This is a genomic window from Gillisella vitis (assembly GCF_021559775.1).
GTDB lineage: Bacteria > Pseudomonadota > Alphaproteobacteria > Rhizobiales > Rhizobiaceae > Allorhizobium > Allorhizobium ampelinum.
Map to the genome: position 1 here is coordinate 1116459 of NZ_CP056047.1, position 14277 is coordinate 1130735.

A 14277-nucleotide genomic window follows, 5' to 3' on the forward strand; every position below is an offset into this window, starting at 1 on the left:
AGTATGTGGGTAAAGCGTCCGTGCACCTGTTATTCAGTCCGGCGAGCCGGTTGATTTATAAGCCTCAAGGGCCACGGCTCTGGCTCTTTTGTGATCTACCAGTGGCGCTGGATAGGTTTTGCCAAGCATAATCCCCGCCTTTTCCAACAGGGGGGCGGGGGCTTCGAATGGGCGATGGATCAGGTTGTTTGGCAGTTTTGCCAGCTCTGGCACGAATTGGCGGATATAGTCGCCGTCCGGATCGAATTTCTCACTCTGGGTGACCGGGTTGAAAATCCGGAAAAACGGTGAGGCATCGGCGCCGGAGCCAGCCACCCATTGCCAGCTGGCGGCGTTTGAGGCCGGATCGGCATCGACCAAGGTGTAACGAAACCAGGCTTCGCCTTCGCGCCAGTCGATCATCAGGTCCTTGATCAGAAAGGAAGCGACAATCATCCGCACACGATTGTGCATGACACCATGTCGCCAAAGCTGGCGCATGCCTGCATCGACGATCGGATAGCCAGTCTGGCCCCGCTGCCAGGCAGATAGAAATGCCGCGTTCTTCTTCCAGGGGAAGTCATTGAAGCGGTCGTTCCAGTTCTGGCTGGCCAGATCGGCAAAGTGAAACAGCAGATGGTAGGAAAATTCCCGCCAGACCAGCTCTTTTCGAAAATGCACATAGTCGTCGGTGGACACATCATCGCCAAGGCCGATGGTTGCATGCCAGATACGCGCCGGAGAAATCTCCCCGAGCGCCAGATGTGGCGACAGGCCGGATGTATGGGGTTGGGCGGGGAAATCCCGCTGCGTGCGGTAGCCTTTGAGGCCATGATCGATAAACTGGCTCAGTTTGTCCTGAGCGCCGGGCTCTCCCGGAGTCCAGATTTCCGAAAACTCCTTTGCCCAATCCGGCTTGGTCGGCAGCAGTTGCCAGTCTTCCAACCGGTCGCTATCCGGCCAATGGGCAGGGTTGTGCAAGGTCCTGGGTCTCTCGACGGGCGGCGGTGGATCGCCCTGTTTTTCAAGAGCTCGCCAGAAGGGTGTGTAGACACGGAAAGGCCCGCCGCTCCCGGTTTTCACCTTCGACGGTTCATGCAGCAGGAAGCCGGCATGGCTAGTGGCTTCAAGCCCGTCGCTGCGCAGAGCGGCTTTCAGCTCCGCATCGATGGCCATGCCGGACGGATCGTAACGGCGATTCCAGTGGACGGCTTTGGCGCCGGTTTCCTCAATCAGATGGCGCAGGACCTGGCCCGGTGGGCCGTTGCGAAGAACCAATCGGCTGCCGTAGGATTGAAGTGACTGGTCGAGGCTGACGAGGGAGTGATGCAGCCACCAGGCCTGTGCCGGACCGAGGGGCCCGGTGTCCATCTCCTCGGGCTCAAGGATATAGAGGGGGATGATCGGGGCAGAGGTCTGCAATGCCGCCAGAAGCGCCCTGTTGTCATCGAGACGCAGATCCTTGCGGAACCACAGGATGGTTGGACTAGGGTGGGCATTTGGCATGGCAGCTCGCTAAGGCAGGAGTAACCTATACCATTACGCTGGGCGAAAGGTGTTGGATCAATCTTTGCTGTGTTTAGAGCATCGTTCAGAAAACCGGTTCGCCTTTCGCCGCCGATGCTTTAGGCGCCACCCGCTCTGCCGGCCTGCCGGTTTTGCTCCTGGCGGATCATCTGCATGATCTGGGTCGCGCTTTCGCGCACGTAAAGCATATGGAGTTTTTCCGCCACAGGCGCCGTGGTGAGCAAGCTGGTATATTTTTCTCGTTCATACCAGCGAAAATCAACGACATTGTCCATATTGACGAAGAAGGGAAACCCGTCGCCGTCATGCAGTTCAAGCCACATAGTACCGTTCCGCTTTGTCTGTTGAGCTGCTTTGTTTGCAACTCGGTCCCCTGACTAATCCTTGTATCTGCAGATATGCAGTAACAGACATTTATGAATAACGGGTTGCCTTGGTAAGTCCTGCCAATCTCATAGCCCGTTACGAGAGTCCTCCTGATGTGAGGGCTTACTCAATAAATGGCTTCAGTGTCATTCCGGAAGCCAGAAAGCTCATCGGATTGATCGGGTTGCCGTTCTTGCGAATTTCATAATGCAGGTGTGGCCCGGTGGAGCGCCCGGTCGATCCGGAAAGGCCAATCAACTGGCCGACCTCGATCTTTTCGCCCGGACGAACGAGGATTTTCGACATATGGCCGTAACGGGTGGACAGTCCCTGGCCATGGTCGATTTCCACCATATTTCCATAGCCGCCCGTCGGTCCGGCCGTAATGACGGTTCCAGCACCGGCACTTTTGACGGGAGAGCCATTTGTTGCGCGGAAATCTATGCCGGTATGCATGGCCAGCCGTCCAAGCAGCGGGTCAGGGCGGTTGCCGAACGGGCTGGTGATTTCGCGGGTGGCGGCAGGGTTGGAAAAAGGCATGTCCTTTGCCGTCTCGCGGGCGGCATCCAGGCGATTGAGGGCGCTGTCCAACCCGTCGAGACTGGTATCGAACCCGAGCTTGGGGTCGGCATCGACCAGGGGGCCACCCATTCCGTCCTTGCCAGCATCAGGCGTGTCGATCCGGATGCCATTGTCGGTCAAGACCTGCTCGATGGTGTTGGCCTTGTCGCTCGCCTCGGCGGTCAGTGCATGGATGCTTGATTTCTGTTGTTGTTCGATGGATTTCAGCGACAGCGTCACGTTGCGAAAAACCCGGTCCGCCCGGTCGGCGCCGCTTTCATGGGCAGGCATAAAGCCCAATGCCGGACCATCGCTTTCCTGTGTGTCTGCGGGGCCGGTATGGAGCATCCGATTCAGGGCGGCCAGTGCATTGCCCTTACCCACAGGTGCGACGGACGCGGATTTATCCGGCATCACAGGCGCTGAAGGCTCATTCGGCGTCAGGCCGGATTCCTCTGCACGGTCCAGAAGCGATCCAAGCTTGCCGGAACGGGCAGAAAGCGCCATCTGCTTTTCGAGCAGGGTTTGAAGCTTTTCCTCCACCACCTGCTGGTCCAGCAATTGCCGGGACGTGACCCGGTCGACCTGGGCACGCAAGGCGGAAATCCGGTCTTCGTAATCGTGCTGCAAATGCGCCTGGCGGGCCATGGAGGCTCCGATAAGATTATCGCGCATGATGAGATAAGAGGTCGCGCCGAGATAGCCAACCACGCCGGCCACCACCAGGCAAAGACCTGCACCTGCCATCCACGGACGCAGGGTCATATGGCGAATGGTTTCCCCGGATGCGAGGATAAGGACATGCTGTTGGCGCTGACGTTTGCTGAAGCCTTTGCGGCTGCGTGTCTTCATCATGTCGACCTCGCGCATCGTTACAGCCGCTGCGCATTGCGCATGGCCAAACTGTAACTTCTGATCCAGATTGCAGACCCGATTCTGTCGAGGTGATTACATCCTGTTAAGGTTAACAAAATGTTGCTTATGGCCGAGATGTTTCAAGCGTGGCTGATGGAGGAAAGCACCCGATAAAAGGAGGGCGTCAGCCCGGCTTCGGCCCGGGCAATGTCGTTGAACGGTGCTTTCAGCGCCCCCCGGAAATTGGCGCGCACCAATTGCTGGAAGGTTTTGGCCGGGTCGCGTTTTTCGCGGGCGCAGAGAAAGCGAAACCATTTGGCGCCGACGGCGACATGGCCTTTCTCATCGTCGTAAATCACCTTCAAGACGTCCGCGCTCTCGATATCGCCGGTCTCGCGCATTTTTTCCTGAAGGGAAGGGGTCACATCCAGTCCGCGCGCCTCAAGAATGAGCGGCACCACGGCTAGCCGGGCTGTCAGATCGGTGCGGGTGCTATGGGCGGCCTGCCAAAGTCCATCATGGGCTGGCATATCGCCATAATCGGCCCCGAGCGCCCGGAGCCGGTCGCGCACCAAGCCGAAATGCTTCGCTTCTTCAAAGGCAACCTGCATCCAGCCGTCGAAAAACGAATGTGGCACTGGTTCGCTGGCAAAGCGGGCAACAATATCCAGCGCGAGATCCACGGCATTCAACTCGATATGGGCCAGTGAATGCAGCATGGCGATCCGGCCCTTCAGCGTGTGCAGCGACCGTTTTTCCGTGGCTTTCGGCGGCACCAGAACTGGATTGGCGGGACGCCCCGGACGATCCGGCAGCGGCGGATCGAGCGGCGAGCGCAGCGATAGAGTCCGGCCATGCCAGCGGCGGGCGGTTTCCTGCGCAAGACCAGTTTTTTCATCAAGGTCGGTTGCGGCGATTGCCATCGTCGCACCCGCTCTCAGGGATTTTATCATGCTATGAGACATGCTTGGCATTTATTGCATAATTTCTGAAATCTCTATCGATTTCGGGCGAAATATTCCAGCTACGCTGCTTTGTCTTTTACGGCTTGCAGCACCGCCTCAGCATGACCAGGGACTTTCACCTTGCGCCAGACGCCTGCGATCCGGCCATCGGCATCGATCAGGAAGGTGCTGCGCTCGACCCCCATATAGGTCTTGCCATACATGCTTTTTTCCTTCCACACGCCGTAGGCTTCCAGCGTGGTCTTCTCCTCGTCCGAGCCGAGCATGACGGCAAGTCCGTGTTTGGCGACGAATTTATCGTGGCTTTTCACCGTATCAGGAGAAATGCCGATGATAACAGCACCGGAACTCTCGAATTCCGGTGTCAGGGATGTGAAGGACGTGGCTTCTACGGTGCAGCCGCTGGTATCGTCCTTGGGATAAAAATAGACAACCACCTGCTTGCCCTTGAAGGAAGAGAGGCTCACCGTGCCACCGCCATCGCGCGGTAGCGTGAAATCCGGAGCCATGTCCCCAATCGACAATTCCGCCATGCTGATACCTTTCTTTTGCCCGGTTTGTGGAAATATAAGGCCGGGACGGATATATAGCGCAGATGACGCGCGTCCAGTGTAATGAATTTGCCATCAGAATTCTGTTTGCTGCGCGCAGTCAAGGCAGATGTCGAATTCGGTCATTCATTGGAATCATAAGGTTGCCGGTGCGCTAACAGCCCGTCGAACTTCAGGAAATATCGGAGATACAGGCCAAGGCATGGGAGAAATCCGGGGCGAGAAAATCCGTTTTCGCAAAGGCGACATTGTTGCCCTCGAGACCTTGCCGTCCTCGCAGGTCGATGATCCCTTGATTGTGCACTGCCCGCGCCGACGTGGCCCTCTGACCAGATTGATGCGGTTTGGGGCCTATATCGTCCTGTCGCTGATGGCCATGCTGGGGGCGGCGGCCATTGCGATTGAAACCGGTACGCTGGACCAGGCCCTGTCGACCGGTGCGCGCGCCGCTTTTCAATCTGCGATTGGCGACGACCTGAAAGCCGATATCGACCAGACCTCCATCCGTCTTTCCAAGAATTTGCATCTGGCGGTCGCCGCGCAGAATGTCACCCTGACCGATCCGAAGACCCAGCAGGTGGTCTCCAAAGCCGGCGACGTCAAACTGGTCATCGATCCGATCTCGCTGCTGATGGGGCGGGTTTCCGTGACCGAAATCGACGTGACTGGCATCGATTTCGATAGTTCACGGCTGTTGCAGGGCGGCGATCTGGATCTTGCTACGCTGCGGATCGACAAGTTTCCGGCGTTCATGGAGACGATGTTCGGCAATCTCGACGATGTACATGGCTTCATTGTCCGGGGAGGTCTGGATCGGCTGCGCCTTGGGGGCATTACCTTGCCTGCCAAAAATGGAATTGGTCAGCCGGTTGATGTGCAGGTCAACGATCTGACATTGACACGCAGGAAGGACGATTCGCTTGCCATCGAGGGTGAGACGTCTATCAACGGCAAGGTCAGCACGATCTCCGCCGAGGCGATGACTGACGGAGCCCGCACCACGTCGTTGACAGCAACGGTGACGGATCTGATCGCCACGCCCTTCCTGATCAAGCGCACGCCCACAGGGGTCTGGCGGGACGGGGCCGATACCAGCATCAATATCGATTTCTATGCCTTGCGGCAGTCACAAAGCCAGAAGCCGGCTCTCTCGGCGCGATTGCGGACGGAAAACGGCATCCTCTACGTCGATGGTGACAAGCAGGACCTGACGCGGGCCGACATCAATCTCGCCTATGATTTTGACAAGCTGACGGCGGAAATCCGGCCCTCTGAGGTGGATTTCGGCCCGACCCATGTGCCGTTTTCCGGCGGGTTCATCGATCTTGACCGGTTGCAGTCAGTGCCGGGCGATGCCCAGGGTATCGGCATCGACCTGCTGGTCGATCAGGGCACGGCTTCGGTGGAATCGTCGGGAGAGCAGCCGTTTCCGTTTTCTCTCAAGGCCTTTGGACAATTCATTCCCAGCCAGCGTCATTTGACATTTAGCGAGTTGGCGGTGTCGACGCCGCATGGCAGCATGCAAGCCACGCTCAATGTTCAGTTTGGCAACGCCTCGCCGGAAATCCGTTTCAACGGCAAACTGTTCGAGATGCGCACCGCCATGGTCAAGCAGCTCTGGCCCTATTGGATGGCCATGAAGCCACGCACCTGGGTACAGGCCAATCTGTTCGGCGGCACGATCAGCAATGCCTCGATTGATGTGCTCATTCCTGCCGGGCGGATGAAACCTATACCCCAGCCCCTGGATCTGGGGCCTGACGAGCTGAAAATCGCTTTCGATATCAGCGGCGCGCGAATGAACGTCACAGGCGATCTGCCGCCGATTCGTGATCTTGCCGGGCATTTCGACCTGACAGGGCCGGATCTGGAAGTGCGTATCGATGGCGGCACGTCCTATTTCCCCTCGGGACGCAAGGTCAAGTTGGATAAAGGCACATTTGCAATCGCCAATACCTACAAGAAGCCGTTGATGGCCAATATCGCCGTTTCCGTTAGCGGCCCGGCTGATGCCATGGCGGAACTTGCGACATTCAAGCCCATGCAAGCCTTGCAACGCACGGAATTCGTGCCGGAGGATTTTGCAGGCGAAATCAAGGCTGATGTTCAGCTCTATGGCGGCATCATCGCCGATCAGAAACCTCCACCGGAAGTGTGGAAGGCCTCGCTGGATATGAAGGGGGTCGATCTCAAGCGGCCCTATATGGACAAGAAGATCACCGGCTTCGATGGTACGCTGGTGGTCGATCCGCAAAATGCCGTCTTGCAAGGGGACGCCCAGATCGATGGCGTGCCGGTGGAGATCGACTTCTCTCAGCCGGTTGACCGCGGTTCCAATAGAGCGCCCAGCTGGACGGTGAAAGGACAGCTGAATGACAGCCAGCGCGCCAAGCTCGTGCCGGGCCTTGGCGACATTGTTGGTGGCACCATCGATTTGGAAGTGTCGCGCCTTGATGACAATCGCCAACTGGTGAAAAGCGACCTGTCGCGTGCGACTTTGAACGTCCCGGTTATTGGCTGGACCAAGGGTTCCGGCATTCCCGCCAAGGTGTCGATGGAATTGCAGGACAAGTCCGGCCTGTTCATGCTCGACAAGTTCAATCTCGACGGCGACGGGTTCGGGGCGACTGGCAAGCTTGTGGTATCCAAAACCAATGGATTGGTTGGGGCGGACCTCGACCATGTCAAACTGGCCTCCGCCGATGATTTCGGCCTTTCGGTTCAGGTCAACAAGGGTGTCATCAACGCAAAGGTCAGTGGTAGCAGTGTTGATGGCCGTGTTTTGCTGAAGAAGCTGAAATCCGGCAGCTCTTCCAATGGTGCGACTGGCGACGGTCGATCGTCAAGCAATTCGACCGATGTCGATATAAGTGTCGATGTCGATAAGCTGATTGGCTTCAATGACGAAGCCCTTTCCGGCGTCAGGCTGGTCTATGGCTCTCGATCGGGGGCAATAACGGCGCTGAAAATGAGTGCCGTGACCGACACCGGCCAGGCGGTCGTCGTCCAGTCGGCCAAGGCTGGAAATGGCAATGAGATATCGCTGATTTCCAGCGATGCAGGCACGTTGGTGCGGTTCGTCGATCTCTATAGCCATATGCGCGGCGGCATGCTGGATGTGAAAATCCGTGGCGATCTGAACAAGAACTGGATGGGCAATGTTGATCTGCGTAATTTCCGGGTCGAGAATGAGGATCGATTACAGAAAATCGTCACGACCCCAGCAACCGATGATGGCCGTAGCCTGAATACGGCGGTCAAACGTGACCTGGATGTCAGCTCGGAAAAATTCCAGCGGGCCTTTGCCCGGCTGATCTATCAGGACGGCGTGCTCAGGACCGATAACGGCATTGTCCGGGGCGAACAGGTCGGCGCATCGTTCCAGGGCACCATCAAGGATACCAGGGGCCAGATGGAAATGACCGGGACATTCATGCCCGCCTATGGTCTCAATCGGCTGTTTGCGGAAGTGCCGATTATCGGTGCCATCCTTGGCAATGGCCGGGACCGTGGCCTTTTGGGCATTACCTTCAAGCTGAAAGGCCCGGTCGATGCCCCGCATCTGGTGGTGAACCCGCTATCGATCATCGCCCCCGGCATGTTCCGCCAGATCTTCGAATTCCAATAGCCCGGTTTATCCGCCCCATAGATCGGGTAAAAAACCGGAATCGGTACGATGCTGAAGAAGCCTATTCCTGAACCGGTTGTGCGCCTGGAAGCGCTGGATGAACGAGGTCAATCTGGCTGGTATTGGACGGCAGGAACGTTGGGCCGACGCGGCGTACCGATTGGCGTCCTGGATCATAGGGTCGGCTCACCGCCTCAGGTTCAGGGGCTGGCTTATTCGTGGCTTCCATGCCAGTCGTCGCCTTTTGGTCGGTCGACGTTTTGACCTGCGCACCAGGCGGGGCGTCCATCTGTCTGGTGTTGGCGGCGGATCCATTGGATGTGATGGAAATGACTGAGGACCCGCCAGAATCAGTCCCTAAACCAGGCTTTGGAGCATTGGTCTGCAAGCCATCAGAGCTGCTCCTGTTGCAACTGCATTGTCCCGGCTGCCCGGGTACCCGGCTGAGGTAGGCGAAGGCATGGGGCATATCGCGATAAGGCTGGCCGGTGACGGTTGAAACCATATCCTTGGCCTCGTCGGTGAGGCGGGAATAATAGAGTTCGGCTTCAGTCCCTGGACAAAGCCGGTTGCATGTTTCGGCATCGCGACCAAAATCGCGGGCGGGTGTGCTGGGCGAGATCGGGAAAAAGCCACCATCGCAGGTTCGGACGCAGAGCGTTCTGTATCCGCCCTGTCCCGAAGGCAGCATAAGCCCGTTGCTGGATGATGAAATCGGCGCCTCGTTGCGCAATGGATAATCCGGATAGACCGGGGCCTCAAAGGGCCTGGCCGTCTCCTCGCTGTCATCCGTGTCCTGGAGTGCCGGGGCCGGTTCGGTGATATCACAGCCATTCGATTGCAAAGCAGCCGTCAGTTCCGCGTGCCGGGGATTGACGCCGCCCTTCATGCCCGCCGCGTTGCGTTCGATCAGAAGCTGACGCTTGTTTTCCTGCATGACGGCAAGGCTCTCCTGCATTGGCGCGCAGAGATCCTGTCCATGTCCGTCGAGAATGGTGATACTGGAGGAGCATCCGGCCTGTTGCAGGGTGCGTTGCAATTTACGGATCTCGAAATCCTGCCGGGTCACAGCTCCCGAATAGGCACGCACGCCCTGGGAATTGCCAATCACCACAGGTGTCTGGGCAAGCTCGGCCCGAATAGCCTCGCAGCTTGGGGCGGCCCATGCCGAACCGGTCGGCCCGAGGGTAATGAAACAACAGGACGCGACAACGATGAGAGCGATAGCGCGCATGCGGATCCATAACCCATGCTATTGGGGCCATGCTATTGGGCCGGTTGACGGGACACTAATCAAGCCAAGTGACATTAAGCCAAGTGAAAAGGAACATAGGGCAGGGCGTTGGAAACGCCAACCCGTAATCCTGTTTTAGCAATCCCGTCTGGCAGGGCCAAGAGGCCGACCATGCGAACAGCCATTGTCGGCGGCTCTTCGTATATGAGACGCCACGTCAGGCGGCGCGTGCCTGTTCCAGCGACATGGGTGTGTCGAGCAGGCGTCCTGTGATGGCAGCAATGTTTTTCATGGCATCGAGCATGCCGGTATCGATCTCCCAGGCAATTGCCACGGCATGAACCGAGCCGATCTTATGCGGCGCGCCAATTCGTTCACCGGGGCAGCCCATGCGGCGAAACATCCGCTCCAAAAACACATCTGTCACGGTGACGATATGCGTAAGCCCCGATGCAAGGCCCAGTTCACCAACACCACACATCAGCTCGGCTGCGGCAATGCTGACCTGGTTGGAAGATCGGTCCAGGGAAATTTCCGGGTCGATGCAGAACCGGCTCGATTCCCACATGGCAATGTCACGAATGGCTGGCTTTCCGTCCAATAGAATGGGAAAGGTATCATCCAGCATATTCGGGCCAAGCGTCGGCAGCAGGCGGAGCGAGCCCCGCAACCGGCCTGTACAGTCGTCATAAGATAAAACGTAAATCGGATTGGCATCATCATAGTGATCCATCTCGAAATCGCCCTGTACAACGACATCCCATTTCAAAAGATCATGAAATACTTTTTTTCGCAGGCGAAACATGTCTGCCAATGCCGCCTGTTGCGTCTGCTTATGTCGGCTGTTCAGAATTTTGAGCATGCGTGTCTCCTTAATTGGAAGGTGACACAATATGAGTGTAAAAAAATCTCAATAAAACTGACGGTAGCGACAGTTTAACTGACAAGAATTGACCGTTAAACTGCTCCGATTCACCATCTCATACCAAGGCATCGAAGATGTGGACCACTCCCCGTCTTGAAGGCATTGAAAATATCTAAAACAGACATGCGGCATGAAATTTTTGCATAGGCAATATGGGCCGCCACCTATCCATGATAGTTCGGATCACTCAGCTGCCGAGAGGTCTGGCTAACATAAGATATGGAGGGCGGTGGCCTGTTATAATGGTGCTTCCGGTGGGATCAGGCCGCGTTGCAGGGCCTTTGCCACCGCTTGAGTGTTGGAGACGGCGTCGAGTTTGGTGCGGGCATTGGCCATAAAATACCGCACGGTCCGTTCCGAGATTCCAAGGATCACGGCGGTTTCCCAATAGCTTTTGCCCGCAGCCGTCCACCGCAGGGTTTCCTGTTCCCGTCGGGTGAGGGTGGGCACCCCTCCGAGGTGGGTACCATCGCAGCGTTTCACTAGGCCTGCGTGGAATTTTCCCGCCAGAAGATGGATGTCGCGGTCATGGCAGCGGCGAAAGCGTCGCCACTCCTCCTCACATGCATTGCTTGCAATAGCGAGAATTGCGCCGCGTCCATCGACCGAAAGCAGCGGATAACTGACGGCTTGCCTCGGCAAGGGCAGATCGCGCAGCTTGCTGCGCAACAGAAGGCCCTCTTCGCTCAATTGCGCGAGGTCATGCATATCCACCGGTTCCATGGCCCGGCTGAGTTGTGACAAGACGTTACGCAAAACAGGCGCATCGAGCATGAGGATAGGGTCTTTTGCCTGCTTATCGAATGTATGCCCGTATCGATATACCAGAGCGCCAGCCGAGGTGATGGAAGCGTCCATGTAAAGACAGCCGGACAGGTTGTAGCTGATTTGCAGGCGGTTCAGGAAATCGGTCCATTTCGCGCTGGTGGCGGTCTCCAGCCAATCGAGCAAATTAAAATAAATGTCATCGTCAAACATGAAAGCCCCGCAATTTTTAAGGGTTTATTTTCTACCTTTGAGGGCAAATGTCCACGTGTTGAATAAGGTTTCAGGTCTGCGATTTTATGTCTTGCGAAGACAACTGTGTCCGGTTCGAACACCGCCAACTCCGTTTCCCAAGGAAAAAGAGCATAAGAGGATGATAAACAGATGGTGTCCGAGAATACCATCTTCGCCCGGCTCGGCATGACGTTTGCCAGGAAAAATGGGCCCCGGTCTTCCTGAAAGGAAACGTAAGCAGGCAAAAAAAATCACCCAGGTTCGGAATGAACCTGGGTGATTACAGAATACGAAAGACCCAAAGTGGAGGTCAGACCTGCTGGTTGGCTTCCACCACGGCAAGAGCAGCCATATTGACAACGCCACGTGAGGTGACGGACGTGGACAGAACATGCGCTGGCTGGGCGGCTCCCAGAAGGATTGGGCCGACGTGCAAAGCATCGGTAAACGTGCGAACGAGACCCAGTGAAATATTGGCGGAATCCAGGTTGGGGAACACCAGCAGGTTTGCATCGCCCGACAGCGTGCTGTTGGGAATGGCGCGTCGACGCAAAGTCTCCGACAGGGCCGAACCGCCCTGCATTTCACCATCGACTTCCAACTCAGGCGCTTCCTTGCGCAGGATCTCAAGCGCTGCGCGCATCTTGCGGGCGCTTTCGCAATTGCGCGAGCCGAAATTGGAATGAGACAGAAGTGCGGCTTTCGGCGTGATGCCGAACTGGCGAATGGCCTGGGCGGCCAGAATGGTCATTTCCGCCACTTCTTCCGCCGTTGGATTTTCGGTCACGAATGTATCGGTCATGAAAACTGCACCACGCTGGGAAATCAGCAGGCTGAGGCCGGAAAAGTCCCGGACATTCGGCTTTTTGCCGAGAATTTGACCGACATCGTGAACATGCCTGTCAAACCGGCCTTCAACGCCACAGATCAGCGCATCGGCTTCGCCGCGCTTCAACGATAGCGCGCCGATCACGGTCGTATTGGTACGCACGATGGTTCTTGCGGCTTCGGGATTGATACCGGACCGTCCAACCAGCGCTACATAATCGTCCACATAGTCTCGGTAGCGTGGATCGTCTTCCGGATTGACGATGGCAAAATCGATGCCGGGCCGGATGCGCAGGCCAAAGCGTTTCAGGCGCGTTTCGATAATCTGCGGACGACCGATCAGGATCGGTTCACCAATTCCGTCTTCCAGCAGCACCTGGGCAGCGCGCAACACCCGTTCATCCTCGCCTTCGGCAAAGATCACCCGCTTTTTCACAGCCGCTTTTGCATTGGCAAAGATCGGCTTCATGATGAAGCCGGAGCGGAACACGAAACGGCTCAGAGTATCGAGATAGCTGTCGTAATCGGCAATCGGCCTGCGGGCGACGCCACTCTCTTCGGCGGCTTTTGCCACGGCGGGCGCAATGCGCAGGATGAGGCGTGGATCGAAAGGCGAGGGGATCAGATATTCAGGTCCGAAAGTCGGTGAATCGCCGGTATAGGCCCTGGCTGCCACCTCTGAGACTTCTTCGCGGGCGAGTGCTGCGATGGCTTTGACAGCGGCCATCTTCATCTCTTCGTTGATCGTGGTCGCGCCGCAATCCAGAGCGCCCCGGAAGATATAAGGGAAGCAGAGAACGTTATTGACCTGGTTGGGATAGTCCGAGCGGCCGGTGCAGATCATCGCGTCGGGACGGGCGGTGCGCGCCAGTTCCGGCATAATTTCGGGCTTTGGATTGGCCAGAGCCATGATCAGCGGGCTTGGCGCCATCTGTTCCAGCAGTTCCGGCTTCAGGACTCCCGCGGCGGACAGGCCGAGGAATACATCTGCACCGCCGATGCTTTCGGCAAGCACCCGCTTGTCGCTTTCCTGGGCATAGACCTCTTTCCAGGGGTCCATCAACTCGTTACGGCCCTTGTAGACCAGGCCCTCAATGTCATGAACCCAGATGTTTTCACGTTTCGCGCCAAGTGCAACCAGAAGGTTGAGGCAGGCCAAAGCCGCAGCGCCTGCGCCTGACGCGACGATCTTGACGTCGCCGATGGATTTACCGGCCAGTTCAAGGCCGTTCAGAATGGCTGCGGCGACGATGATCGCGGTGCCATGCTGGTCATCGTGAAACACCGGAATATTCATCCGGTCACGCAATTGCTGCTCAATCTCGAAGCATTCCGGCGCCTTGATATCTTCAAGGTTGATGCCACCGAAGGTCGGCTCCAGCGATGCGACGGTGGAAACCATGGCATCGACAGTCATGGCGTCGACCTCGATGTCAAACACATCGATACCGGCGAATTTTTTGAACAGGACGGCTTTGCCTTCCATGACCGGCTTTGAGGCCAGAGGGCCGATATTGCCAAGGCCGAGGACGGCGGTGCCGTTGGAAATCACCGCGACCAGATTGGCGCGGGCCGTGTAATCGTCAGCGGCTTGTGGATTATCGCGAATCGCAAGGCAGGGAGCCGCAACACCCGGAGAATAGGCGAGCGCCAGATCGCGCTGGTTGCCCAGCGGCTTGGTTGCCTGGATCTCTAATTTGCCGGGGCGGGGATGCAAATGGTAGAACAGAGCCTGTTCGTCCAGATCGCCAGAGGCGGGCGAATTCGTCTTGGTTTTGTCGTCGGTCATGCTTCTTGCCGCTTCATCGTTCATCTCTTCCCATCTCTTACAACAAATCGTTCCACGGACCAGAACATAT

10 protein-coding genes are annotated in these 14277 nt (G+C 57.1%); 1 reads left to right on the forward strand and 9 read right to left on the reverse strand.

Features of this window, described 5'->3' with window-relative positions; translation table 11 throughout:
* Positions 1 to 33: 33 nt before the first annotated feature.
* The 5 genes from AVCG78_RS05210 to bcp form a co-directional block, all read right to left on the reverse strand.
* Entirely contained in the window at positions 34 to 1485 is a 1452-nt protein-coding gene (locus tag AVCG78_RS05210; protein ID WP_071204443.1) for a cryptochrome/photolyase family protein, read from the reverse strand.
* Positions 1486 to 1604: 119 nt separating this feature from the next.
* Positions 1605 to 1829 carry a hypothetical protein gene (locus AVCG78_RS05215; RefSeq protein WP_041696474.1) on the reverse strand — a complete coding sequence of 75 codons (225 nt, stop codon included), beginning with the start codon at positions 1827 to 1829 and terminating at the stop codon, positions 1605 to 1607.
* A 166-nt stretch (positions 1830 to 1995) separates the two neighbouring features.
* Positions 1996 to 3285, reverse strand: coding sequence for a M23 family metallopeptidase (locus tag AVCG78_RS05220; RefSeq protein ID WP_409065494.1), 1290 nt, complete (start codon positions 3283 to 3285; stop codon positions 1996 to 1998).
* Positions 3286 to 3428: 143 nt separating this feature from the next.
* Positions 3429 to 4211 carry a ferritin-like domain-containing protein gene (locus AVCG78_RS05225; RefSeq protein WP_409065472.1) on the reverse strand — a complete coding sequence of 261 codons (783 nt, stop codon included), beginning with the start codon at positions 4209 to 4211 and terminating at the stop codon, positions 3429 to 3431.
* Positions 4212 to 4312: 101 nt separating this feature from the next.
* On the reverse strand, positions 4313 to 4786 hold the full coding sequence (bcp, locus tag AVCG78_RS05230; protein WP_015915772.1) for a thioredoxin-dependent thiol peroxidase: 474 nt from the start codon (positions 4784 to 4786) through the stop codon (positions 4313 to 4315).
* A gap of 220 nt (positions 4787 to 5006) precedes the next feature.
* Here bcp and AVCG78_RS05235 point away from each other — a divergent pair, with 220 nt between their 5' ends.
* Positions 5007 to 8432, forward strand: a complete 3426-nt coding sequence (locus AVCG78_RS05235) for a YhdP family protein (protein WP_071204445.1) — start codon at positions 5007 to 5009, stop codon at positions 8430 to 8432.
* Between the two features lie 61 nt (positions 8433 to 8493).
* On the opposite strand, the gene AVCG78_RS05240 is transcribed toward AVCG78_RS05235, so the two are convergent.
* From AVCG78_RS05240 to AVCG78_RS05255, 4 genes are all read right to left on the reverse strand, one after another.
* Positions 8494 to 9666, reverse strand: a complete 1173-nt coding sequence (locus AVCG78_RS05240) for a DUF2865 domain-containing protein (protein ID WP_071204446.1) — start codon at positions 9664 to 9666, stop codon at positions 8494 to 8496.
* A gap of 217 nt (positions 9667 to 9883) precedes the next feature.
* Positions 9884 to 10528 (reverse strand): acyl-homoserine-lactone synthase, encoded by a 645-nt coding sequence (locus tag AVCG78_RS05245; RefSeq protein WP_071204447.1) that lies wholly within the window; start codon positions 10526 to 10528, stop codon positions 9884 to 9886.
* A gap of 300 nt (positions 10529 to 10828) precedes the next feature.
* Positions 10829 to 11569, reverse strand: coding sequence for a helix-turn-helix transcriptional regulator (locus AVCG78_RS05250; protein WP_071204448.1), 741 nt, complete (start codon positions 11567 to 11569; stop codon positions 10829 to 10831).
* Positions 11570 to 11900: 331 nt separating this feature from the next.
* On the reverse strand, positions 11901 to 14207 hold the full coding sequence (locus AVCG78_RS05255) for an NADP-dependent malic enzyme (RefSeq protein WP_071204513.1): 2307 nt from the start codon (positions 14205 to 14207) through the stop codon (positions 11901 to 11903).
* Positions 14208 to 14277 lie beyond the last annotated feature (70 nt).